Below are 23,963 nucleotides of genomic sequence, written 5' to 3' on the forward strand. Positions count from 1 at the left end.
GTGTGCGGTGTCATGCTGGGGGCACCGTGTGGCCGTAGCGGAGCAGGTTCGCCGGGTCGTAGGTCGACTTGGCGTGCTGGAGATGTGCGTAGACCTCCGGGGTCCAGGCGCGGGCGCGGTCCTGCTCGTCGCCCGGGGTGCCGTGGATGTTGACCATCGTGCGGCCGGTGCCGTACGGGGCCATCGCGGTGTGCAGGGCCGCCGTGGCGCGCTCTATGGCCTCGGCGGCCGGCGGGGCGGCCAGGACGCCCACCGATTCCAGCAGGTACGCGGCGTCACGGGCGCAGATCGCGTCCTCGATCCTGGCCGGGCGGGACAGCGCGCCGCCCATGTGGCGCAACCCCACCACGAGGAGCGGGTAGTCCGGGACGTCCGGGCCCGCCTGGTCCAGCAGCGCGCGGACGGCGTCCGGTGTCAGTTCGCGGAGCAGGGCGCACGACTCGCGGGCGGGGAGTGGGTCCTGGGGCTCCAGATGGATGCGGTCCATCGCCGTGCAGGGCATGTCCTCCACCATGTCGACGGCCACCGGGGCGGCCTGCCGGATGGGGGCCAAGAGGCGTTCGCCCTCGTCGGGGTCGCCGGTCCAGGCGATCGCCACGCGGGCCCAGAAGCCGCCGCGCAGCGGCTCGGGGATCTGCGGGATGGGCGGGAACCGCAGCAGGTTGAAGGCGCTGCACATCTCGTCCGGCACGTCCCGGGTCCAGTCGGCCCAGGCGGTGAGGAGGGTCTGCGCGTGTTCTCCCCGGCAGTAGATGCCGCCGCCCAGGAGGTGGGAGAGGGGGAGCAGGTCGAAGGTCAGTCGCGTGACCACGCCCACGTTGCCCTTGCCGCCGCGCAGGGCCCAGAACAGCTCGGGTTCGTGGGCCGCGTCGACGTCGCGGAGGGTGCCGTCGGGGGTGACCACCTGGAAGGAGCGGACCAGGTCGGTCGCGAAGCCGTAGGTCCGGCCGAGGACGGGGAGGCCGCCGCCGAGGGTGTAGCCGACGACGCCCGCGTCGGTGGAGGTGCCGGTGAGGGCGGACAGGCCGTGGGGGGCGGCCGCGGCGAGGACGTGGCTCCACTTCGCGCCGGCGGCGGCCGTGGCGGTGCGGTGCTCCGCGTCCACGCGTACGTCGGTCATCCGGGTCGTGTTGATCAGCAGGCCGCCTGCTATGGGGAAGTTGGCGCCGTGGCCGGTGGCCTGGACGGTGACGGGGGTGGCGGTGGCGGACGCCCAGCGCATCGCGGTCACGATGTCGTCGGTGCCGGTGGCTCCTACGACCAGGTCGGGGGTGTGCAGGGCGGCCAGGTTGAAGCCGGTGACCTCGTCGGCGTAGCCGTCGTCGCCGGGGCGCAGGACCGGGCCGTGGATGTCGGTGAGGGCGAAGAGGTCGGGCGTGTTGTGGTGCGTGGCGGTCATCGCGTCCTCCTGGGGCGGCGGCGGTGTGCGTGCGCGGCGGGGAGGGACGGCGGCGGTCGGGGCTGGGCGGGGGCCGGGCGAGGCCGTCGGGTCCTTGTTCTTTCAGCTTGGACCTGTGGGGGGTGGGGCGCATGCGGGGGTGTGGGGGTGTGATGCCTGTGGGGGTGGGTGGGGGTGGGTGGGGGTGCTGCGCGTAGCGCGTTCGGTCGGGTGGGGGGCGGGGACGGGTCGGGGGTGTCCGTCCTCGGAACGTCGCGGAATGGGGTGTTCGCCGAGGCGCCCTGCGTTGACGCGACAACCGCTGCGGGCGGACACCCCCGACCCGTCCCCTTCTCGCCGTACGCGGGTGCGGCCGGTACGTGGGCCCGCTGGGTACGTGTCCCTTGCGGCGGGGGGTCCGGGGGTTCGGGGGGCCGTGGCGTCCCTTGGTGTTGTGGGTGGGTGCGGCCGGTGTGGGGGTTTGTCGGGTGCGTGTGTCTTGCGGCGGGGGTTTGGGGGGCCGTGGCGTCCCTTGGTGTTGTGGGTGGGTGCGGCCGGTGTGGGGGTTTGTCGGGTGCGTGTGTCTTGGTGCCGGTGGGCGAGGTCAGCCTGTCCGGCGTTTGAGGGCGGGGCTTCCTCGGGGGTGATGTGGGAGGCGGGGGGCTGCCGTCCGCGGGGACGGGGCCGACGGTGCGTCGGTAAAGGGGGTGGCGGGGCGGGCGTAGCGTAGGTGTATGACGACGTACGGATCCTTTCCCGGCAGTCGGCCGCGGCGGCTGCGGACCACCCCCGTCATGCGACGCATGGTCGCCGAGACCCGGCTGCATCCGGCCGACTTCATCCTCCCGGCCTTCGTGCGGGAGGGTGCCGTCGAGCCCGTGCCGATCACGGCGATGCCCGGTGTCGTGCAGCACACCCGGGACAGTCTGAAGAAGGCGGCCGCGGAGGCGGTGGCCGCCGGGATCTCCGGGATCATGCTGTTCGGAGTGCCGGAGGAGTCGAAGAAGGACGCGGTCGGGACGCCGGGGACCGACCCGGACGGGATTCTCCAGGTCGCGATCCGTGACGTGCGGGCCGAGGTCGGGGACGAGTTGCTGGTGATGTCCGACCTGTGTCTCGACGAGACGACGGACCACGGGCACTGCGGCGTGCTGGACGCGCAAGGGCGGGTCGACAACGACGCGACCCTGGAGCGGTACGCCGAGATGGCGCGGGTGCAGGCCGATGCCGGGGCCCACGTGGTGGGGCCCAGCGGGATGATGGACGGGCAGATCGGGGTGGTCCGTGACGCCCTCGACCAGATCGGGCGGGAGGACGTGGCCGTTCTCGCCTACACCGCCAAGTACGCGTCCGCGTTCTACGGGCCGTTCCGGGAGGCCGTCGCCTCGTCGTTGCGGGGTGACCGCAAGACGTACCAGCAGGATCCGGCGAACACGCGCGAGGCGATGCGGGAGCTGGCGCTCGACCTCGAGGAGGGCGCCGACATGGTGATGGTGAAGCCGGCCGGGCCGTACCTGGACATCCTGGCGCGCGTCGCGGACGCGGTGGACGTGCCGGTGGCCGCCTATCAGATCTCCGGCGAGTACTCGATGGTCGAGGCCGCCGCCGAGAAGGGCTGGATCGACCGGGACCGGGCCATCCTGGAGACGCTGACCGGCATCAAGCGGGCGGGCGCGCGGAACATCCTGACGTACTGGGCCGTCGAGGCGGCGCAGAAGCTGCGGTAGGCCTCGCGCCGGTCAGCGGGCGGCTGAGGGTGGGCTGGGGCACCATCAAGTGGCTTCGGGAGTTAGGTTGTTGACCTGGTTGCCCGTTGAACGACTGGAGACGCCGATGTCCGGTGACGCCCTCAGCCAAGACCCCGCCGAGCTGAGAAGGAGGATCGACACCACCAAGGCGCACCCGGCCCGCGTGTACGACGTCTTCCTCGGCGGCAAGGACAACTACCCCGTCGACCGGAACGCGGCCGCCGCCGCGCTCGCCGCCAACCCGCGCGGCTACCTCGACGTACGGCACAACCGCGACTTCCTGCGCCGGGCCGTCACCACCCTGGCCCGGGAGGACGGCATCCGGCAGTTCCTCGACATCGGCACCGGGCTGCCCACCGCGGAGAACGTCCACCAGATCGCCCAGCGCATCAGCCCGGACACCCGGGTCGTCTACGTCGACAACGACCCGGTGGTGCTCGCGCACGCGCGTGCCCTGCTGACCAGCGGGCCCGAGGGGCGTACGGACTACATCGACGCCGACTTCAAGGACCCGGCGCACATCCTCGAACAGGCCGCCAAGACGCTGGACTTCGACCAGCCCGTGGCGCTGTGCCTGGTGGCGCTCCTGCACTTCGTCGAGGACGGGGAGGCGTACCCGATCGTGCGCGAGCTCCTCGGCGCGCTGCCCTCCGGCAGCCGGCTCGTGCTGAGCCACCTCACGGAGGACCTCAACCCCGAGAACATCCGCGCGGTCCAGCGGACGTACACCGAGCGCGGGTTCACCTTCGTGCTGCGCTCCGCGGCGGACGTCGAGCGGTTCTTCACCGAGAACTCCCTGGAACTCGCCGAGCCGGGGGTCGTCCCCGCGCACCACTGGCGGCCGGACGGCGCCGCTCCGGTGCCCGAGCAGCCGGAGGCCTCCTACCTGGCCGGCCTCGACAGCATCGAGCGGGTCCGTTACGCCGACATCAACGACGTCACGGACGCGGACATCAACGTGTACGCGGGGGTCGGGACGAAGGCCTGAGCCGCGGGTGGGCGTAGGTCCAAGGTCGGGGGCGGATTCCTGCCGCGGGCCGGGGACGGGCGCCGGGCCGGCTGTCTACGGTGGAGGCATGTCCGATGACACCGACTTCGACCTCGACGCCTATCTGGAGCGGATCGGGTGGGACGGGCGGCGGCGGGCCGACGCGGCGACGCTGAAGGGCGTGCACCTGGCGCACGCGCGGGCCATCCCCTTCGAGAACCTGGACGCCCTGCGCCGCACGGCCCCCTCCCTGGATCCCGCCGACCTCATGACCAAGCTGGTGCGCAGCCGGCGCGGCGGCTACTGCTACGAGCACAACACGCTGTTCTCGCTCGCCCTGACGGCCCTGGGCTTCCGGGTGATCCGGCGGCTGGCCGCCCGTGTCGTCGTGGGCGCCGACCGTGTCGAGAGCCGTCCGCGCACCCATATGGCGCTGCTCGTGGAGGTGCCGGGGGATCCGCGGCCGTATCTCGCCGACGTCGGCTTCGGGGCCGTCGGCGCGCTGCTGGAGCCCGTTCCGCTGACGGCCGGTGCCGAGTTCCGGGACGCGGACCGGCGGCACCGGCTGGTGCACGTGCCGCACGACGGTCCGCTGGAGCTGTGGATGCTCCAGGCGTACCAGCCGGAGAAAGGCGACGCGGGCGAGCCCTGGGCGGATCAGTACGCGTTCACGCTGGAGCCGTTCGAGGCACCCGACTTCGAGGTCATCAACTGGCATGTGGGGACCAATCCGCGGTCCCCGTTCACCCAGCGCCTCTACGCCCAGCACCTGAGCCCCGCACGCCACCTCCTCCTCGACGGCGGTCTCCTCACCGAGACCCGGGCCGACGGCACGGTCGGCGAGCGGGAGGTGACGGACGAGGCGGAGGCACGGCGGCTGCTGGACGAGGAGTTCGGGATCGCGGCTCCCGAGGGGATGACCCTCCTGCCGTGAGGCCGGTCAGTCCCACCAGAAGTGCCAGAGGGGCCGGTTGAGGAGCTGTCGCCCGGCGTAGGCGCGCAGCGTCGTGTCGTCGCCCTGGCCGGTGGTGTCCGGGCAGAACGCGAAGTGCTCGGCGGCCAGCGCCTCGGCTTCGGCCTCGGTGGCCGGCGGCGCGGCCACCGACACGGTCAGCCGGTCGAAGGTGAGCGCGACGACCCGTATCCCGAAGCGGTCCTCCCAGGAGCGCAGGACCGAACACAGCCGGGCCACGTCGGTCTCGTGGTTCAGCGGGCCGCTCCAGCCGATGGCCGCCGGGATGTCGGCGGAGCGGCGGGCCGGGACCAGTGCGCAGCGCGGCGCCTTGAAGGAGGTGCCGTCGGCGAGGAGGCCCTCGGCGACCTCGGCGGCGCGCGCGTCCGGGTCGGCGTCCAGGACGCCGGCGGGGGCGAGTCCGGGCCACTCCGCCCCGGCGGGACCGGTCGCGGCTCCGTCCTTCGCGTACTGGTCCCAGAACGCGCTCAGTACCTCCTCGGCGTCGTGATCGCCGGGGTACGACATCTCCTCGGGCATCAGCTCCCAGTCCGGCGGGCCGCCCTGGCTGCCGCCGACGTCGACGAGCAGCGGAAGCAGCCCGACGGTCCGCCCGGCCGAGTGCAGCGCGCTCCAGGTGCCGGCCGCCGGCTCCTCGTCCGCGCACCACAGCAACGGCTCGTGCCACGACCCCTCGTCGGTCGTGTCGATCAGTCTTCCGGCGGGGAGGTCGAGTCCGAGGGACCGGCCGGCCGGGTCGGCCGCCAGCTTCGGCAGGGGGTTGGGAAGAGTCGCCATGCGGGGGACTGTAGAGGCAGCCACTGACAACGGCCGCAGGGCCGGCGTCCGGGTGTGCGTGAACGCTGAGCCCGGGCGGCGCTTGCCGCTACGGTGTCGGCTGGAGGACCCGCGCGGGCCGCGATCAGGGCCCGACGGGCGACGGGGCGACGTCAAGGGGGACGGGGATGGCCGACGGGCCGGTGCTCGCGCACCTGCATTTCGGGCGCGAGGACGCCGAACGGGACGTGACCGACGGTCTGCTGTTACGCGGCGGCTTCCTGCCCAACGCGGCCTACCGGGCCGCGCTGGCCGGGCGGAAGATGCTGATCATCGGCCGCAAGGGATCCGGCAAGAGCGCCATCTGCATGCAGCTGACGGCCGACGGCGGCCGGCACGCGGGGACGGTCCTGGTCACCCCGGACGAGGCGGCGGGCGAGCAGATCCGGCGGTTCGAACTGCAAGGGCTGCCGGGCGACTCGGCGAAGGCGCTGATCTGGCGGTACCTGTTCGCCGTGCACGCCGCCCGCCATCTGACGACGCACGCCAAGGACGCGCACGGCCGGCGGCCCGACTCGGTCAAGGTGCTGGCCCGGTTCCTGAAACAGAACGGGGAGGGGGCGGACGGCCGGCTGGGGGAGCGCGTCGCGCACGGCGCCAGGGGCCTGCAGACCTCCCTGTCCCTGGAGGCGTTCGGTTTCAAGGCGGGCCTGGACCTCGCGCAGTCGCCGTCCGAGGGCGCCCAGGCACTGCGGCAGCTGGAGGTCGTCGAACAGGGCGTGGCGCGGGCCTTCGCCGACGTCGGCTGCGACGGCGCGCACGGGCCGCTGCTGCTCATGGTCGACCAGCTGGAGCAGGTGTGGTCGGCGGAGCCGGACAGCGTCTCGATGGTGGTCGGGCTGCTGCTGGCCGCCAAGCACGCCGCCAGCCTCTACGCGCGCTCGGTGCGGTTCCTGCTGTTCCTGCGCGCGGACATCTACGACTCGCTGTCCTTCGGCGAGGGCGACAAGTTCCGCGGCGACGAACTGCGGATCGCCTGGACGGAACAGACACTGCGGGATCTCGCCCTGGCCCGCGCGCGGGCCTCCACCGGAGCGGAGCTGACCGAGGAGCGGCTGTGGCGGGAGCTGTTCCCGCGCACCGTGGAGGGCGAGGAGACCGCCGGATACCTCTTCCGCCGCTGTCTGCCCCGGCCGCGGGACGCCATCCAGTTCCTCAACCTGTGCCAGGAGACGGCCTGGCTGATCCACGGCCGGGACCGGATCACGGAGGCGGACGTCCTCCAGGCGGCCCGGCAGTTCTCCGCGTGGAAGCTCAAGGACCTGTCCCTGGAGTACCTGGTCGCGCACCCCTTCCTCAGGCATCTCTTCCCGCTGTTCCAGAACACCGGCTACGTGGTCACCCGGGCCGCGCTTGGCACCCGCTTCGAGGCGGCCGCCGAGTCGCTCCACGGGCTGTTCCCCGCCTACGCGGGCGCCCTGACGCTCCCCGGTGTCATCGACATCCTGTACGGCGTGGGGTTCCTCGGGGTGCGGCGCGGCAACGACGTCGTGTTCGCCGGTGACGACGACCTGCCGGTGCAGCCGCACGAGACGGAGTTCCACGTCCACCCCTGCTTCCGGGCCGCGCTCGGCGCGACCAGCGCGATCGACCTGCGGGACTACGAGTCGATCGCCATGGGCTCCCGCGTCGTCCAGGGCAGCCTGGGGTTCGACGTGGGCCACACGTTCACCAGCCGCGACGACCGGCTGGCACGGGAACTGCGGCGCTCCTGCCACTCCGTTCTCGCCCAGACCGGGCGGGCGGTGAGCCTGGCGCGGGAGGCCCGGGACGAGATCAGCCGGCAGATCAACGGCGTCCTCGACGACGTCCACCGCATCGCCGCTGGCACCACGCCGGCCTTCGACGTGGACGACCAACTCCTGTCCACCGCCCACTACTTCGACACCCTCGCCGCCCAGCTCCTGGCCAGTGGACTGGACGACGGCGCGGGCGGCGCGGGCGGGGTGGCCCGCCGGATGGCGGAGGAGGCACGGCGGCTGCGACGGGTGGCGGGCGGCTCGTACGGGTCCTCGGACGGCGGCTGAGGTGTCCCCGGGGGCCGGCCGGGACGGGCCCCCGGAAGGGCCCGAGTGGGGCCGGGTGCGGCGGCGCCCGCCGCGCCGGAGAGCGCTCGTACGCTCCCCGGCGCGGCGCCGGAGCCTCAGAGCCGCTCGGGCGTCCGGATGCCCAGCAGGGTCATGCCCTGCTGCAAGGTGCGGGCGGTCACGTCGCACAGGAACAGGCGGTTCTCGGCGACGTCCTGCGGCGGCGCCGGCTTGATCACCGGGCACTTGTCGTAGAACGACGTGAAGAGCGACGCCAGCTGGTAGAGGTACGCCGTCAGCTTGTGCGGGGCGTACTCCGCCGCCGCCTCCGCGACCGTCTCCGCGAACGCGTCGGCGTGCAGGCCCAGGGCCCGCTCCGCCTCGTGCAGCGGCAGCTCCGGGTGCGCGGACGGGCGTACGTCACCGGCCTTGCGCAGGATCGACCGGATCCGGGCGTACGCGTACTGGAGGTACACGCTGGTGTCGCCGTTCAGCGAGACCATCTGGTCCAGGTCGAACTTGTAGTCCCGGTTCGCCGACGTCGACAGGTCCGCGTACTTCACCGCGCCGATGCCCACCTGGGCGCCCCGCTCGGCGATCTCCTCCTCGGACAGGTCCTGCGCCTTCTCCCGGACGACGGCCGAGGCGCGGTCGACGGCCTCGTCCAGGAGGTCGACCAGGCGTACCGTCTCGCCCTCACGGGTCTTGAACGGCTTGCCGTCCTTGCCGAGCACGGTGCCGAAGGCCAGCTGGTGCGCCCTCACGTCGTCACCCAGCCAGCCCGCCCGGCGAGCCGTCTCGAAGACCATCTTGAAGTGCAGCGACTGGCGGGCGTCGACCACGTAGACCAGGGTGTTCGCCTTCAGGCCGAAGACGCGGTCGCGGATGGCGGACAGGTCCGTGGCCGCGTAGCCGTAGCCGCCGTCCGACTTCTGGACGATCAGCGGGACCGGGTTGCCGTCCGGGCCCTTGACGTCGTCGAAGAAGACGCACAGGGCGCCCTCGGAGCGGACCGCGACGCCCGACTCCTCCAGCAGGCGGCAGGTCTCCGCGAGCATGTCGTTGTAGCCGGACTCGCCGACGATGTCCGGGTCCCGGACCTCCATGTCCAGCTTCTCGAAGACGGAGAAGAAGTAGATCTTCGACTCGTCGACGAACCTCTGCCACACGGCGAGCGTGTGCGCGTCCCCCGCCTGGAGGTCGACCACCCGGCGCCGGGCCCGCGTCTTGAACTCCTCGTCGGAGTCGAAGAGCCCCCGCGCGGCCTTGTAGAGGCGGCCCAGGTTCGACATCGCCTCCTCGCCGGAGACCTCGCCGTCCTCGGAGGACTTGTGGTCCAGCTCGTGCGGGTGCTCGTCCAGGTACTGGATCAGCATGCCGAACTGGGTGCCCCAGTCGCCGATGTGGTGCCGCCGGACCACCGTCTCGCCGGTGAACTCCAGGAGGTGGACCACCGCGTCGCCGATCACCGCGGACCGCAGGTGGCCGACGTGCATCTCCTTCGCCACGTTCGGCTGGGCGTAGTCGACGACCGTCGTACCCGGGTTCTCGGCGAACGGCACGCCCAGGCGGTCGGTGTCCGCGTACCGCGCGGCGAGGTTCTCCGTGATGGCCCGGTCGGCGAGCGTGACGTTCAGGAAGCCGGGGCCGGAGACCTCGATGTCCTGGATCAGCTCACCGGTGACGACCTGGGAGACGACCTGCGCCGCCAGTTCCCGCGGGTTCGCCTTCGCCTTCTTCGCCAGCGCCAGGATGCCGTTGGCCTGGAAGTCGGCCCGGTCGCTTCGGCGCAGCAGCGGGTCGGCGGAACCGGCCTCCGGCAGGGCTGCCGAGAGGGCCGTCGCGAGGTGCTGCTGGACGCTGGCGCTGAGGGACGTGACCGGGGCCATGGAGTTGGGTGCCGTTCTCCTCGTGGGATGGATGGACCCGGCCAGTATCCCATGGGGCGTAAAGCGGTTTTCCTGGGCGCGTGAGGGTCTGGGACAATGAGGCGGTCAGCCGTGCGACCGTACCGGCTGCTCATGAGAACCGTCAGAAAGAGGACGTGCCGATCGTGGCTCAGAGCACCGAGACCACCGACTGGGTCTCCCGTTTCGCGGATGAGGTCATCGAGGAGTCGGAGCGTCGGGCCCCGGGCAAACCGGTCGTCGTCGCGTCCGGCCTCTCCCCCTCCGGACCCATCCACCTGGGGAACCTGCGCGAGGTCATGACCCCGCACCTCGTCGCCGACGAGATCCGCCGCCGGGGCCACGAGGTGCGCCACCTGATCTCCTGGGACGACTACGACCGCTACCGCAAGGTGCCCAAGGGCATCGCCGGGGTCGACGAGGAGTCCTACCGGCAGCACATCGGCAAGCCGCTGACCTCCGTCCCGGCGCCCGCGGGATCCGCCCACCCCAACTGGGCCGAGCACTTCAAGGCCGCGATGACCGCGGCGCTGGCCGAGCTGGGCGTGGAGTTCGACGGGATCAGCCAGACCGCGCAGTACACCTCCGGCGTGTACCGCGAGCAGATCCTGCACGCCATCCGGCACCGGGCCGAGATCGACGCGATCCTCGACCAGTACCGCACCAAGAAGGTCCCCGACAAGAAGCAGCAGAAGCCCCTGGACGAGGCCGAGCTGGCGGCCGCCGAGGGGTCCGGCGCCGCCGCCGAGGACGACGGCGGCTCCGGTTCCGCCGGCTACTTCCCGTACAAGCCGTACTGCGGCAACTGCGAGAAGGACCTCACCACCGTCACCGCCTACGACGACGACACCACCGAGCTGACGTACACCTGCGCCGAGTGCGGCTTCTCGGAGACCGTCCGGCTGAACGAGTTCAACCGCGGCAAGCTGGTGTGGAAGGTCGACTGGCCGATGCGCTGGGCGTACGAAGGGGTCGTCTTCGAGCCCTCCGGCGTCGACCACTCCTCGCCGGGCTCCTCGTTCCAGGTCGGCGGCCAGATCGTCGGGATCTTCGGGGGCAAGCAGCCGATCGGACCGATGTACGCGTTCGTCGGCATCAGCGGGATGGCCAAGATGTCGTCCTCCCGCGGCGGCGTCCCGACGCCCGCCGACGCCCTGCAGATCATGGAACCGCAGCTGCTGCGCTGGCTGTACGCCCGCCGCAGGCCCAACCAGTCCTTCAAGATCGCCTTCGACCAGGAGATCCAGCGCCTGTACGACGAGTGGGACAAGCTCGACGCCAAGGTCGCGGACGGGTCCGCCCTGCCGGCCGACGTCGCCGCGCACGCGCGTGCCGTGGGCACCGCCGCCGGTGAACTGCCGCGCACCCCGCGGCCGTTGCCCTACCGGACCCTCGCCTCCGTCGCCGACATCACCGCCGGGCACGAGGACCAGGCCCTGCGCATCCTCAGCGAACTCGACCCGGCCGACCCGCTCACCTCGCTCGACGAGGCACGGCCGCGGCTCGACAAGGCCGAGGCGTGGATCAACACGCACGTGCCCGCCGACCAGCGGACCATCGTGCGCGAGGAGCCCGACCACGAGCTGCTGAAGTCCCTCGACGAGCCGTCCCGGCAGTCCCTGCGGCTGCTCGTCGACGGACTGGCCGGGCACTGGTCCCTCGACGGGCTCACCCACCTCGTCTACGGCGTGCCCAAGGTGCAGGCCGGCTTCCCGGCCGACGCCACGCCCAAGGAGCTGCCCCCGGAGATCAAGACCGCCCAGCGGTCGTTCTTCGCGCTCCTGTACCACCTGCTGGTGGGCCGGGACACCGGTCCCCGCCTGCCCACGCTGCTGCTGGCGGTCGGGCAGGAGCGGGTGCGGGTGCTGCTCGGGGAGTAGGTCCCCGCCTCACGACGAGGGGGCGCCCGGTGGTGTGCTCCACCGGACGCCCCCTCGTCGTTCAGGCGATGTGGTCGTCCTCCAGCTCCGCGGTGTGGCGGTTCTGGAAACGCAGGACCATGCGCTTGGCCTCGGGGTCCGGGACCGGGATGCCGTACGTGGCCTCGACGTTGGCGCCGAACTCACGCGGAGTCGGATAACCGCTGCCGCTTATCGACTGCTTGAAGATCTGGTAGTACGCCTCCTCGTCCGGCTCGACGACCGGGGCGCCACCACCTCCGCCCAGCTCACGCGTGCGGTTCGGGCCCACCGGGATGGGGAAGGTGCCCGTCTCCTCCGGAGAGGGCTCCTGAGCCGGGGGCTCCTCCTCGAACTGCTCGCGGTACTGGTCGGCCCGCTGCTGCTCCTCGTACCACTGGGCGTACTGCTCCGAGGGGTCGTACGTGGGGTCGTAGCCGCCCTGGTACGCGACCTCCTGCACGGGGGGCTGGAACCACGGGCTCTGCTCGGCCTCGGGGTCGGCCTCGGCAAGGCCGGGGTCCTGCCGGCCCACGGGTGCCGGGCGCTGCCCGCCGGGAGGCACGGCCGCCCCCTGCGGGCCGGGAGCCGGCTCGACGGCACGACCGCCCGCGGGCGCGGCGGACAACTCGGCGGGTCCGGCGGGCCGGCCGCCCGCGCCCGCCGCCGCCAGCTCGGACTGCGGTGCCGGCGGCAGCAGGGCAGGCTCGATGCCCGCCGCCGCGAGGCCCGCCGGAGCCGTCTCCGCCAGCGGCACCCCGTAGCGGGCCAGCCGCAGCGGCATCAGGCTCTCCACCGGGGCCTTCCGGCGCCAGGACCGGCCGAAGCGGGAGCGCAGCCGGGCCTGGTAGACGAGACGTTCCTGCTCCAGCTTGATGACCTGCTCGTAGGAACGCAGCTCCCACAGCTTCATGCGGCGCCACAGGAGGAAGGTGGGCAGCGGGGAGAGCAGCCAGCGGGTGAGCCGCACGCCCTCCATGTGCTTGTCGGCGGTGATGTCGGCCATGCGGCCGATCGCGTGCCGGGCCGCCTCGACCGACACCACGAACAGGATCGGGATCACCGCGTGCATGCCCACGCCCAGCGGGTCCGGCCAGGCCGCCGCGCCGTTGAAGGCGATCGTCGCCGCCGTCAGCAGCCAGGCGGTCTGGCGCAGCAGCGGGAAGGGGATGCGGATCCAGGTCAGCAGCAGGTCCAGGGCCAGCAGGACGCAGATACCCGCGTCGATGCCGATCGGGAACACGTAACTGAAGTTCCCGAAGCCCTTCTGGAGGGCCAGCTCGCGGACCGCCGCGTACGAACCGGCGAAGCCGATGGCGGCGATGATCACGGCACCGGCCACGACCACGCCGATGAGAACGCGGTGCGTGCGTGTCAGCTTCAGTGGCGCGGCCACCCGTACTCCCCTCCCCGTGCGTGTTGTTGCGCGCAACAGAGTGGCACATGTGTGCGTCGGACGTGGTGCCGGTCTGTCGGGAGCCCGGTCCCCGTACGGGTCCGGGCTCCGTCAACCAGCCGGGTGGGCCCGCCGGTTGGGCCCAGGTGTGACAGTCAGCTCTTCTTCGCCGCTGAAGAGGACGGGGAGGCGCTCGCGGAGGGCGACGCCGGCTCGGACGCCGACTTGGAGGGGGACGGCGAGGCCGGCTTCGAGGGGGACGCGCTCTTCGACGCCGACGGGGCGCCGCCCGCCCTGCCCTCGCCGTTCGCCGACGACACCGCGGCCACCGCCTCCTTGGCCGCCTTCTGGGCGAGCTTCGTCAGGCTCGCGGCGCTCGGCGTCTTCTCACCGGCGAGACCCGCGCCGTTGTAGTCGACCGTGACGACGACGTTCTCGACGCGCGTGACGACCGTCTGCTGCCGGAAGGAGCCTTCCTTCTTCTTCAGGTCGTACGTCACCGTCGTCGCCTCGTCGCCCGTCCCGGCGAGCGGCTGCGACTTCGCGTTCTTCGCGCCCTCCGCCGACCGGGCGTCCTGGACCTGCGTGGCGTAGTACGCCTGCGCCTGCTCGTCGCCCGAGCCGCGCGCGGTGTCCGACTCGAAGCGCAGCAGGGACACGTTCAGCCAGCGGAACTGGGAGCCCTTGACGCCGTTGTTGTCGAGACTCGTCCAGGAGCAACTGGCCCGCGCCGCCGTGTCGTCGGAGGCGCCCTCCTTGCCGGACTTCCCCTCCGGTACGAGATCCTCCAGGGTCTTCTTCGAGAGCACCGCGCACGGTTCCGGAAGCGAGTCGTACGCCGCCGCCTGCACCGTCGGTGACGGGCTGGCGGACACCGTCGCCCCCGCGCCGCTCGTGCTCGCGCTGCCGGCGTCGTCGGAGCCGGAGTCCGAGGAGCAGCCGGCGACGATCAGCATCGCCGGGACGGCCGCCGCGCCGACAAGGACGCGGCTGAGGCGCTTCGCCCGCCCGTCGCGCCGGTCCCGCTCGTCACTCCCCAGGTCTCGCTGTGCTGGTCGCTGCATGGTTCCTTCACTCATGACGCTTGTGGTTCCTGCCGTCGGATCGGGTCCGAGGGGCCACGGTACGCGGTGGGGAAGCTGTGCGGCCTTGCTTCGTCTGCTTTGTGCGGACGGGTGAGGGGTCTGTGAAGGGGGATCAGCCGGCCAGCGACTCGGCCAGCTGCGCGGCCAGATTCCGGGCCTTGTCCTGCATTTCCTTGCTGTCCGGGGCCACTCCGAGGGTCGCCGGCTGCTCCGCGTACTCGATGGTCACGATCACGTTCGACGTGCGGAACGCCACAGTCACCGTGCGCTGCTGGGCCGTCGACCCGGAACTGCTCAACGCGTCGTCCAGGAACGCCTCGTCACCGAGCCCGTCGAGGAGCCGGGGCGCGAGGTCGGCCGGAGTGGCGGACGTCGAGGACGTGGGCGACGACGAAGAAGAGGCGGAGGAGGCGGCGGACGAGGACGGCGACGAGGACGCCGAGGCGGCGTCGGTCGGAGAGGCCGTCGGGCTGCCGGAACCCGCCGCGCTCTCGTCGGGGCTCGCCTCGCCGCTCCCGACGTCGGACACGGCGCTGGGGCTCACCGGCTCCGGGAGGTCGGCCGCTTCCTCCGTCGTCGCGAACAACTGCTGCGCCTGGCTGTCGTCGCTGACGGAGGTGTCGTACGACACCACCCGCTCGAAGTCGACGAGCAGATGGTCGGTGGCGTTCGTGGACTCCACCTTCCAGCGGCACCCGACCTTGCGGTCGGTGTCGAACGTGGGCGTCGCCTCGCCCGCGTACGCCTTCTCCCGCTGCGCCTCGTCGGTGATCTGCCGGATGCCGGGCAGCAGGGAGTCGAGGGTGTCCTGGCCGACCGCGCCGCAGGGCTCCGGGAGCGTGCGGTACCGGCCCGGCTCGGCGGCGACGGACGCGGTGCCGGCGTCGTCGGGGTTGGCGTGGTCCGTCGTGTCGTCGTCCCCCGAACCGCCGGTGCAGCCGACGAGCAGGGCCGCGAGGAGCGCGGCGACGCCGGGTACGTACGCCTTCCGCTGCACGGTCAGGCTCCTCTCGACGGGGGGTCCACGGTGGGGGTGAGCTTGCGGATCCCAGTGTCCCCGCTGGTTATTCGCTTGCCGCACGGGGGCGGCCCCTGGAGACAATGTGTATCGCACGCATGGCCGTGGACGCCGGTCCGTTGTCCCTTTTCGTCGACCTTGGCGCCGGTTTTGCGTATCAGTGCTTCTGTTGTTTTTCCGGGGGAATGAGGACGTTATGTCGTATGTGGAGATGCCGGGCGCCAAGGTTCCGATCCGTATGTGGGCCGATCCCGCGACGGTCGAGGAAGGCGCGCTCCAGCAACTGCGCAACGTGGCGACCCTGCCGTGGATCGAGGGCCTCGCGGTCATGCCGGACGTCCACTACGGGAAGGGCGCGACCGTCGGGTCCGTCATCGCGATGCGGGGGGCCGTGTGTCCCGCGGCGGTCGGTGTCGACATCGGCTGCGGAATGTCGGCGGTCAGGACCTCCCTGACGGCGAACGACCTTCCCGGGGACCTGTCGCGGCTGCGCTCGAAGATCGAGCAGGCGATTCCGGTGGGCCGGGGGATGCATGACACTCCCGTCGAGCCGGGGCGGTTCCACGGGCTGGCCACCGGCGGGTGGGAGGAGTTCTGGGGGCGGTTCGACGGGGTCGCGGAGGCGGTGAGGTTCCGTCTTGAGCGCGCCGCAAAGCAGATGGGCACGCTCGGTAGCGGCAATCACATGATCGAGGTGTGCCTCGACGAGTCGGATTCGGTCTGGCTCATGCTGCACTCCGGATCCCGGAACATCGGCAAGGAGCTGGCTGAATACCATATCGGTGTCGCCCAGAAGCTTCCGCACAACCAGGGTCTCGTCGACCGTGACCTTGCGGTGTTCGTATCGGACACCCCGCAGATGGCCGCATACAGGAATGACCTGTACTGGGCGCAGGAGTACGCCAAGTACAACCGCACGATCATGATGGCGCTCCTGAAGGAGGTGATGCGCAAGGAGTTCAAGAAGGCGAAGCCGGTATTCGAGCCTGAGATCTCCTGCCACCACAACTACGTGGCTGAGGAGCGGTATGAAGGCGTGGATCTTCTGGTCACGCGTAAGGGGGCGATCCGCGCGGGCTCCGGTGAGTACGGAATCATCCCCGGCTCGATGGGCACCAGCTCCTACATCGTGAAGGGGCTCGGAAACGAGAAGGCATTCAACTCGGCTTCGCACGGGGCGGGTAGGCGTATGAGTAGGAACGCCGCGAAGCGCCGGTTCACGGTGCGGGATCTGGAGGAGCAGACGCGGGGCGTCGAGTGCCGCAAGGACACTGGGGTTCTGGACGAGATTCCGGCCGCCTACAAGAACATCGACCAGGTGATGGCGCAGCAGCGGGATCTCGTTGAGGTGGTGGCGAAGCTGAAGCAGTTCATCTGCGTGAAGGGCTGACGTGTGAGGCTCCGGTCCGGATCGGAGCCTCACACGGCCGGTCATCGCTGGGCCGGCAGTGGGACTCGGCCGGTGCGCATGCGCCAGAGGCGGATGGAGCAGCTCTTCGCTGTTCGGCCGAGTTCCCCGGCTGCGGCACTGTCGTTGTTCAGCCGCAGCAGCACGCGGTCCTCATGCGCCGTCCAGTGACGTCGCTCGGGAGCGATTCTCATGCCCGCGGGTCGGACCCAGGCACCGGTCGAGTCGGCTTGGGCCTTCTTGCGCTCGAGTGACAGACAGCCCTCATAGTAGAGATGGGCTGCCAGTTTCTGCGCGTTCTCTTTCGTGTAGAGGATGTTGTAGATGCCGTCTCGAGCATTACGCTTCAAGGAGCGCTCCGCTCCAGTGATCTTCCTTCGTCTCCCTGAGTACCTCCAGTACGGGCCTCGGCGCATACTGGTGCTTTTACGCAGGGGAATCCCCTGGCGGGTATGGCCCACGGAACCATCGGCGTCGATGACCCCGCGGAGATAGTCGCGAGGGGAGAACTCGGCCTGGGGTGGAGTGATCTTCTTCGACTTTCGGCCGCACGGAAGGCCGAGGTCCCTGAGCTTGATTCTGGCTGCGAGGGAGCACAGGCTCCAGACCGCCGTGCGGGAGGCCTCAGCGAAGTTCGTGGACCGGATGCGCTCGGTGACGCCGCTGTAGTACGGCGTGATCCTCTGGAACTCTCGCAGGAGCGCGATGTCCCGGGCGTTGATCTCGACGGTCAACTTGCCTCTCTGGCCCGCCCCCTTGCTGTAGATGCCCGTCCGCCTGCAAGAAGCCGAACATGTACGCGTACTCCGGGACCCTGAGGTCCATGAACTCGTTGGCGTTAGGCTCGCGTTCAGCCATGAGGAAGCGCATTCCTTCCTTGCTGGTCAGGCCCTCGGTCGGGCGGCATCCCGGTCGAGGGCCGTGGTGTTGATGGTGCGGCGCGAGCCTAGGGTGTGCGTTCGGGCGACATGCGGGTGATCGACAGCGTTCACTCCTGTGAGTTACCGCAGCCGCTTTACCTCGGAGCGTGGGTCACCGCGTAGATCATCACGAACGCCACGATGCGGATGCCGAAGAAGAAGTAGGCGAGCCACCACCACATGTGGCGTTCGTTCTCGGTCTCCTCGTCGAGGCGGTGGCGTTCGGGGTCGGCGGGGGCATCAGCGGTCCCGGTGGACCTTTGTGTTGGAGGCCTGGGCGCGGGGGCGGACCACCAGGAGGTCGATGTTGACGTGGCTGGGGCGGGTCACCGCCCAGGTGATGGTGTCGGCGACGTCGTCGGCGGTGAGGGGCTCGGCCACGCCCTCGTAGACCTTCTCCGCGCGCTCCTGGTCGCCGCCGAAGCGGGTGAGCGCGAACTCGTCCGTCCTGACCATGCCGGGCGCGATCTCGATGACCCGGACCGGGCGGCCGACGATCTCCAGGCGCAGGGTCTCGGCGAGGACGTGGGCGCCGTGCTTGGCGGCGACATAGCCCGCGCCGCCCTCGTAGGTGCCGTGGCCGGCGGTGGAGGAGACGACGACGATCGTGCCGTCGCCGCTCGCGTCCAACTTGGGGAGCAGCGCCTGGGTGAGGTTGAGGGTGCCGATGACGTTGGTCTCGTACATCGTGCGCCAGTCGGCCGGGTCGCCGGTGGCCACCGGGTCGGCGCCGAGTGCTCCGCCCGCGTTGTTGACGAGCACGCCGATCGTCTGGAAGGCGGACGCGAACTCGTCCACCGCCGCGCGGTCCGTGACGTCCAGCGGGTACGCCGTCGCCTGGTGGCCGGCTGTGATGATCTCCTCGGCCAGCGCCTCGACGCGGTCCTTGCGGCGGGCGGTGAGGACGACGCGGTAGCCGGCCGCGGCCAGCTGCCGGGCCGTGGCGGCGCCGATTCCGCTGCTCGCACCGGTGACGACGGCGATGCGGGAGGCGGCGGACGGTGCGGCGGTGGCCATGGGCTGCTCCTCGGGCGGGGCGGTGGGGCGGTGGGACGGGCGGGGGGCTCGGAGGCCTTGGGGCGAAAGCCCGTCCGGCCAGGATAGGCGGGTGGCCTCGGCGGTCGGGGGGCGGTCCGGTGGACGGTCAGTGGCCATGACCGGCGCCGGTCGGTCCGCGCCCGTTGCTCGGCGCGCGGAGCGGTGCGGTGGGAGAATGAGGGGGGTGATCCCCTGACTTCTGTGGAGGTGGATCATGGGACAGGCACGTGAGGTCATGGACCGGCTCACGGAGGCGCTGACCACGCATCCCGATCCGAGGGCGATCGGCGAGCTGTACGCCGAGGACGCGGTCGCCTTCACCCCCGACGAGGGGGAGATCCGCGGGCGCGACCGCATCACCGCGTACTGGCGGCAGATGACGGAGGCGGTCCCTGAGGCCAGGTTCGAGACGCTGCACGCCTACGAGACCGGCGACACGGCGATCGACGAGGGCGTCTTCAGCGGGCGCAACACCGGGCCGCTGCACCTGCCCAACGGGGAGACGCTCCCCCCGACGCAGAAGGAGTTCAGGATCCGGGGCGTGGACATCGCCACCGTGAAGGACGGCCGGATCGTGGACTACCGGCTCTACTTCGACGAGATGGACTTCCTGGGGCAGCTGGGGCTGCTGCCCGACGACCAGGCCTGACGGGTACGACCTGCCCGTACGGCGTGACGGTACGGCCCCGTCCTGCCCGTACGGCGTGACGGTACGGCCCCGTCCTGCCCGTGCGCCGTGCGGTACGGCCCCGACCTGCCTGTACGGCGTGACGGTACCGCTCGACCGTGCCCCTGCGTCCGGTCAGTCGCCCCTCGGCGCGTACATGATCACCGCCATGCCCGCGAGGCAGATCAGCGCGCCGGTGACGTCCCAGCGGTCCGGGCGGTAGCCGTCCGCGGCCATCCCCCAGGCCAGTGAGCCGGCGACGAAGACACCGCCGTACGCGGCGAGGATGCGGCCGAACTCCGCGTCCGGCTGGAGCGTGGCGACGAAGCCGTACGCGCCGAGGGCCAGGACGCCCGCGCCGATCCAGATCCAGCCGCGGTGCTCGCGCACGCCCTGCCAGACCAGCCAGGCGCCGCCGATCTCGAAGAGGGCGGCGACGAGGAAGAGGGCGGCGGAGCGGAGCACGAACATGGGGGCAGCCTCGCATGCCGGGCCGGCCGGGCCGGCGGTCGGCGTCACCTGTTGGACGGCGCCTGTCCGTCGCCGCACGTGGGATACATCCGTACGACCACGGCTGAGCGAGGGAGTGGGCGGTATGCGGGTGATCGCGGTGTGCGTGACGGCGTCGGCGGCCTTGGCGGTCGTCGGCGGGGCGGTTCCGGTCGCGGGGGCCGAGGGGGTTCCGGAGGCCGACCTCGCCTATCACGGCTCCGCCGCGATGGCCGGGGGCCGGGTCGAGGTGCGGTTCACTCCGCGCAACCACGGTCCGTCGGCGGTGCCGGACGCGACGGTGCGGCTGCGCTGGTCGGAGCCGTTGGCGGACCAGCAGGCGCTGCCGGAGGGGTGTGCGCGGGCGGGGGAGCGCGTGGTGGTGTGCCGGACGGGTGCGCTGGCCGCGGACGAGGTGGGGGAGCGGATCGGTCTGCGGGTCCTGCTGCGTCAGGAGCCGTCGGAGGTGCTGCTGGAGCTGGACACGGTGTGGGGCGGCGGGGCGGTGGACGGGAACCGGGCGAACGACCAGCAGCGGGTGCTGGTGCTGGACACCGGGGACACGTACCACTTCTGAGGACCGCTCAGCTTGTGTGCCCCTCGGTGTCGTAGCGGTCCCGGGCTTCGTGGACCTGCTCGATGTGGGTCTCCGCCCAGTCCTTCACCGCCACCAGCAGCAGGCTGAGGCTGCGGCCGAGAGGGGTGAGCTCGTAGTCGACGCGGACCGGCACGGACGGGGTGACCGTGCGGGTGAGCAGGCCGTCGCGTTCCAGTGAGCGCAGGGTCTGGGTCAGCATCTTGGGGCTGACGCCGGCGATCCGGCGGCCGAGGTCGCTGTAGCGCTGGGGGCCGTCGGCGAGGGCGGAGACGACGAGGCTGACCCACTTGTCGCTGAGCCGGTCCAGGAGCTGGTTGGTGGGGCAGCCCTTGATGAACGCGTCGTACTCGACGCGGGCCTGTTCGCGCCGCTGGGCCGCCGTCATGGTCACCATGGCTCACCTCCGGGGTAGGTACGCACCTGTGGGTAACTACTTACTTATAGATAGTAGCTCTTCCTAGGGTTGCGGCCAGCTGCGGGGACGCCGCGGCGGACACAACCGTGATCGAGGAGCTTCCAGTCATGCGTGCAGCAGTGGTGACGACGTTCGGCGGACCCGAGGCCGTACGGATCGTGGAGACCGAGGTGCCGGAGCCGGTCGCGGGGCAGGTGCGGATCAAGGTCGCGGCGGCCACCCTGAACCCGGTGGACGCCGGGGTGCGGGCGGGCGTCTTCGGGGGAACGGGCGGGCGGATCGGGCTGGGCTGGGACGCCGCCGGAACGGTGGACGCGGTCGGCCCGGCCGAGGGCTCCGGTTCCGGTTCCGGTTCCGGGGGCGCGTGGAGCGTGGGCGACGAGGTGGTGGCCCTCGACTACGGCACGGGGAAGCCGCTGGGCACGCACGCCGAGTACGTCGTGGTGGACGCGGACGCGGTGGCCCCGGCGCCGCGGACGGCCGACGCGGTCGAGGCGGCGACACTGCCGCTGAACGCGCTGACCGCCGCACAGGCCCTGGACCTGCTGGAGCTGGCGCCGGGCCGGTCGCTGCTGGTGACCGGGGCCGCGGGCGCGGTCGGCGGCTACGCCGTCCAGCTCGCCGCGCACCAGGGGGTCTCGGTGACCGCGCTGGCCCGCCCGGAGGACGCGGAGCTCGTACGGTCCCTGGGAGCCGCGCACTTCGCCGGCGGCACCGTGGAGGCCGGCGGCTTCGACGCCGTACTGGACGCGGCGGTCCTCGGCGAGGCGGCCCTCGCGTGGGTGCGGGACGGGGGCGCCTACGTCGGCGTCATCCCGGGGGCGTCCCCGGCGCCGGTGCGGGGGGTGCGGGTCGGCACGGTCGAGGTGAGTGCCGACGGGGCGCGGCTGGCGCGGCTGGCCGGGCTGGTGGACGAGGGGGTGCTGACCCTCCGGGTGGCCGAGACGTACGCCCTGGACGAGGCGCCGAAGGCGCACGCCCGGCTCGCGGAGGGTGGAGTGCGGGGGCGGCTGGTGCTGGTCCCCTGAGCGGCGGGCGGCTCGTCTCGGGCCGGGGCGCCCGGGGCCGGGCGCGGATCGCCGGGGCGCCGTAGACCGGTGGGAACGGGGTGGGCGTACGCCGGTGGGGAACGGGGTGGGTGTACACCGGTGGGAACCAGGTGGGTGTACACCGGTGGAAACCAGGTGTGTGTACCGGCGCGCGCCCGGACGAGGGTGGCGACCGCCCGCCCTGGTGAAGTGCGGGATCGGACCGGCCGTGACCCCGAGGACTGACCGATCCGGTCGCGAACCCCGATGACCGGGACGAGCGGACCGGCCACAGCCGGGCGCGCGGCCCCTGCGTGCCAGGCCCCCGGCATACAGCGCCCACCGGCACCCGCAGTACAGCGCCCACCGGCACCCGGAATACAGGGAGGGGCGGGGCCGTTCAAAGGTTATAGTTGAACGGTCAACAACTTGGAGGTTGAGCGACCATGCAGTTCGGGATCTTCAGCGTCGGCGACGTCACGCCGGACCCGACCACGGGCCGTACGCCGACCGAGCACGAGCGGATCAAGGCGATGGTCGCCATCGCGCTGAAGGCCGAGGAGGTCGGGCTCGACGTCTTCGCGACCGGCGAGCACCACAACCCGCCCTTCGTGCCGTCGTCGCCGACGACCATGCTCGGATACGTGGCCGCGAAGACGGAGAAGCTGATCCTCTCCACCTCCACGACGCTGATCACCACCAACGACCCGGTGAAGATCGCCGAGGACTTCGCGATGCTCCAGCACCTGGCCGACGGGCGCGTCGACCTGATGATGGGGCGCGGCAACACCGGCCCGGTCTACCCCTGGTTCGGGCAGGACATCCGGCAGGGCATCAACCTCGCCGTCGAGAACTACGCCCTGCTGCGCCGGCTGTGGCGCGAGGACGTCGTGGACTGGGAGGGGAAGTTCCGTACCCCGCTCCAGGGGTTCACGTCCACGCCCCGCCCGCTGGACGGCGTGCCCCCGTTCGTCTGGCACGGCTCGATCCGCTCGCCGGAGATCGCCGAGCAGGCCGCGTACTACGGCGACGGCTTCTTCCACAACAACATCTTCTGGCCGGCCGACCACACCAAGCGGATGGTCGAGCTGTACCGGACCCGGTACGCCCACTACGGGCACGGCACGCCCGAGCAGGCGATCGTCGGACTGGGCGGCCAGGTGTTCATGAGGAGGAACTCGCAGGACGCGGTGCGTGAGTTCCGGCCCTACTTCGACGTGGCGCCCGTCTACGGGCACGGGCCGACCCTGGAGGAGTTCACCGACCAGACCCCGCTGACCGTGGGCTCGCCGCAGCAGGTGATCGAGAAGACGCTGGCCTTCCGCGAGTACGCCGGCGACTACCAGCGCCAGCTGTTCCTGCTCGACCACGCGGGGCTGCCGCTGAAGACCGTGCTGGAGCAGCTCGACCTGCTCGGTGAGGAGGTCGTGCCGGTGCTGCGCGAGGAGTTCGCGAAGGACCGTCCGGCCGAGGTGCCCGAGGCCCCGACCCACTCTTCCCTCAAGGCTTCCCAGGAGGTGACCGTCCGATGAGGCTCGTCGTCGTCTCGGCCGGGCTGAGCGTCCCGTCGTCCACCCGGCTGCTGGCCGACCGGCTGGCCGCCGCCGTGGGCCGCGCGACCCCCGTCGACGTGCGGGTGGTCGAGCTGCGCGACCTCGCCGTGGAGATCGCGCACAACTTCACCAACGGGTTCCCCGGGCGGAAGCTGGCCGCCGCGATCGACGAGGTGACCGGGGCCGACGGGCTGATCGTGGTCACACCGGTGTTCTCCGCCTCGTACAGCGGGCTGTTCAAGTCGTTCTTCGACGTGCTGAGTGTGAGCGACAAGGACGCGCTGGCCGGCAAGCCGGTGCTGATCGCGGCCACCGGCGGCACGGCCCGGCACTCGCTGGTGCTGGAGCACGCGCTGCGTCCGCTGTTCGCGTACCTGCGGGCCGTCGTCGTGCCGACCGGGGTGTACGCGGCCTCGGAGGACTGGGGCGCCGAAGGGCTCGACGGGCGGATCGAGCGGGCGGCGGGGGAACTGGCGAGGCTGATGACGGGCCTCGCGGCCGTCAGGCCGGCCCGGGACGAGCCGGAGGTCGTACCGTTCGCCCAGCAGCTGGCCGCGCTGTCCGGCCCGTCCGGCACCTGAGACGGAACCGTGTGATGCCCGCGACGGGCGGT

At 71.6% G+C, this 23,963-nt stretch carries 21 protein-coding genes; 11 read left to right on the forward strand and 10 right to left on the reverse strand.

Annotation, left to right across the window (positions count from 1 at the left end):
- Positions 1–10: 10 nt before the first annotated feature.
- The gene (locus tag QQS16_RS23835) at positions 11–1,399 is read right to left on the reverse strand and encodes an FAD-binding oxidoreductase (protein ID WP_286063886.1); all 1,389 of its coding nucleotides are present in this window, start codon (positions 1,397–1,399) and stop codon (positions 11–13) included.
- A 713-nt stretch (positions 1,400–2,112) separates the two neighbouring features.
- Here QQS16_RS23835 and hemB point away from each other — a divergent pair.
- The 3 genes from hemB to QQS16_RS23850 all read left to right on the forward strand — a co-directional run bounded on the left by hemB (position 2,113) and on the right by QQS16_RS23850 (position 5,048).
- Complete coding sequence (gene hemB / locus QQS16_RS23840) at positions 2,113–3,105, forward strand: porphobilinogen synthase (RefSeq protein WP_286063887.1); 993 nt, start codon at positions 2,113–2,115, stop codon at positions 3,103–3,105.
- Between the two features lie 106 nt (positions 3,106–3,211).
- Positions 3,212–4,114 (forward strand): SAM-dependent methyltransferase, encoded by a 903-nt coding sequence (locus QQS16_RS23845; RefSeq protein WP_286063889.1) that lies wholly within the window; start codon positions 3,212–3,214, stop codon positions 4,112–4,114.
- Positions 4,115–4,202: 88 nt separating this feature from the next.
- Positions 4,203–5,048 carry an arylamine N-acetyltransferase family protein gene (locus QQS16_RS23850; RefSeq protein ID WP_286063891.1) on the forward strand — a complete coding sequence of 282 codons (846 nt, stop codon included), beginning with the start codon at positions 4,203–4,205 and terminating at the stop codon, positions 5,046–5,048.
- Between the two features lie 6 nt (positions 5,049–5,054).
- Here QQS16_RS23850 and QQS16_RS23855 read toward each other — a convergent pair whose 3' ends face one another.
- Entirely contained in the window at positions 5,055–5,864 is an 810-nt protein-coding gene (locus tag QQS16_RS23855) for a DUF4253 domain-containing protein (RefSeq protein ID WP_286063892.1), read from the reverse strand.
- A 167-nt stretch (positions 5,865–6,031) separates the two neighbouring features.
- Here QQS16_RS23855 and QQS16_RS23860 point away from each other — a divergent pair, with 167 nt between their 5' ends.
- The gene (locus QQS16_RS23860; RefSeq protein ID WP_286063894.1) at positions 6,032–7,930 is read left to right on the forward strand and encodes a P-loop ATPase, Sll1717 family; all 1,899 of its coding nucleotides are present in this window, start codon (positions 6,032–6,034) and stop codon (positions 7,928–7,930) included.
- Positions 7,931–8,046: 116 nt separating this feature from the next.
- On the opposite strand, the gene argS is transcribed toward QQS16_RS23860, so the two are convergent.
- Positions 8,047–9,819 (reverse strand): arginine--tRNA ligase, encoded by a 1,773-nt coding sequence (gene argS / locus QQS16_RS23865; RefSeq protein WP_286063895.1) that lies wholly within the window; start codon positions 9,817–9,819, stop codon positions 8,047–8,049.
- A gap of 155 nt (positions 9,820–9,974) precedes the next feature.
- Here argS and lysS point away from each other — a divergent pair, with 155 nt between their 5' ends.
- Positions 9,975–11,717 (forward strand): lysine--tRNA ligase, encoded by a 1,743-nt coding sequence (gene lysS / locus QQS16_RS23870; protein ID WP_286063896.1) that lies wholly within the window; start codon positions 9,975–9,977, stop codon positions 11,715–11,717.
- Between the two features lie 61 nt (positions 11,718–11,778).
- On the opposite strand, the gene QQS16_RS23875 is transcribed toward lysS, so the two are convergent.
- The 3 genes from QQS16_RS23875 to QQS16_RS23885 form a co-directional block, all read right to left on the reverse strand.
- Entirely contained in the window at positions 11,779–13,131 is a 1,353-nt protein-coding gene (locus QQS16_RS23875) for a DUF2637 domain-containing protein (protein ID WP_286063898.1), read from the reverse strand.
- 155 nt (positions 13,132–13,286) lie between these two features.
- On the reverse strand, positions 13,287–14,195 hold the full coding sequence (locus QQS16_RS23880; protein WP_286063899.1) for a DUF3558 family protein: 909 nt from the start codon (positions 14,193–14,195) through the stop codon (positions 13,287–13,289).
- A gap of 133 nt (positions 14,196–14,328) precedes the next feature.
- Complete coding sequence (locus QQS16_RS23885; RefSeq protein WP_286063901.1) at positions 14,329–15,213, reverse strand: DUF3558 domain-containing protein; 885 nt, start codon at positions 15,211–15,213, stop codon at positions 14,329–14,331.
- Positions 15,214–15,430: 217 nt separating this feature from the next.
- Here QQS16_RS23885 and QQS16_RS23890 point away from each other — a divergent pair, with 217 nt between their 5' ends.
- A complete protein-coding gene (locus QQS16_RS23890; RefSeq protein WP_286063902.1) occupies positions 15,431–16,624 on the forward strand; it encodes an RtcB family protein in 1,194 nt (397 codons plus the stop codon).
- Positions 16,625–16,665: 41 nt separating this feature from the next.
- Here QQS16_RS23890 and QQS16_RS23895 read toward each other — a convergent pair whose 3' ends face one another.
- Together QQS16_RS23895 and QQS16_RS23900 are read right to left on the reverse strand one after the other, a co-directional pair.
- Positions 16,666–17,376 carry a hypothetical protein gene (locus QQS16_RS23895; protein ID WP_353479685.1) on the reverse strand — a complete coding sequence of 237 codons (711 nt, stop codon included), beginning with the start codon at positions 17,374–17,376 and terminating at the stop codon, positions 16,666–16,668.
- Between the two features lie 426 nt (positions 17,377–17,802).
- On the reverse strand, positions 17,803–18,579 hold the full coding sequence (locus QQS16_RS23900; protein WP_286063904.1) for an SDR family NAD(P)-dependent oxidoreductase: 777 nt from the start codon (positions 18,577–18,579) through the stop codon (positions 17,803–17,805).
- Positions 18,580–18,814: 235 nt separating this feature from the next.
- Between QQS16_RS23900 and QQS16_RS23905 the strand changes: the two genes are divergently transcribed.
- Positions 18,815–19,249, forward strand: a complete 435-nt coding sequence (locus QQS16_RS23905; protein WP_286063905.1) for an ester cyclase — start codon at positions 18,815–18,817, stop codon at positions 19,247–19,249.
- 153 nt (positions 19,250–19,402) lie between these two features.
- On the opposite strand, the gene QQS16_RS23910 is transcribed toward QQS16_RS23905, so the two are convergent.
- Positions 19,403–19,738, reverse strand: a complete 336-nt coding sequence (locus tag QQS16_RS23910) for a YnfA family protein (protein WP_286063906.1) — start codon at positions 19,736–19,738, stop codon at positions 19,403–19,405.
- 124 nt (positions 19,739–19,862) lie between these two features.
- Between QQS16_RS23910 and QQS16_RS23915 the strand changes: the two genes are divergently transcribed.
- On the forward strand, positions 19,863–20,333 hold the full coding sequence (locus QQS16_RS23915; RefSeq protein ID WP_286063908.1) for a hypothetical protein: 471 nt from the start codon (positions 19,863–19,865) through the stop codon (positions 20,331–20,333).
- 7 nt (positions 20,334–20,340) lie between these two features.
- On the opposite strand, the gene QQS16_RS23920 is transcribed toward QQS16_RS23915, so the two are convergent.
- Positions 20,341–20,748, reverse strand: coding sequence for a winged helix-turn-helix transcriptional regulator (locus QQS16_RS23920; protein WP_286063909.1), 408 nt, complete (start codon positions 20,746–20,748; stop codon positions 20,341–20,343).
- Positions 20,749–20,876: 128 nt separating this feature from the next.
- Between QQS16_RS23920 and QQS16_RS23925 the strand changes: the two genes are divergently transcribed.
- From QQS16_RS23925 to QQS16_RS23935, 3 genes are all read left to right on the forward strand, one after another.
- Positions 20,877–21,797: an NADP-dependent oxidoreductase gene (locus tag QQS16_RS23925; protein WP_286063911.1), complete on the forward strand. Its 921-nt coding sequence runs from the start codon at positions 20,877–20,879 to the stop codon at positions 21,795–21,797.
- Positions 21,798–22,243: 446 nt separating this feature from the next.
- Complete coding sequence (locus QQS16_RS23930) at positions 22,244–23,329, forward strand: LLM class flavin-dependent oxidoreductase (protein ID WP_286063913.1); 1,086 nt, start codon at positions 22,244–22,246, stop codon at positions 23,327–23,329.
- A complete protein-coding gene (locus tag QQS16_RS23935) occupies positions 23,326–23,931 on the forward strand; it encodes an FMN reductase (RefSeq protein WP_286063914.1) in 606 nt (201 codons plus the stop codon). Before QQS16_RS23930 ends, QQS16_RS23935 begins: the two co-directional genes overlap by 4 nt.
- Positions 23,932–23,963: the final 32 nt, after the last annotated feature.

It is taken from the genome of Streptomyces sp. ALI-76-A, assembly GCF_030287445.1.
Classification (GTDB): domain Bacteria; phylum Actinomycetota; class Actinomycetes; order Streptomycetales; family Streptomycetaceae; genus Streptomyces.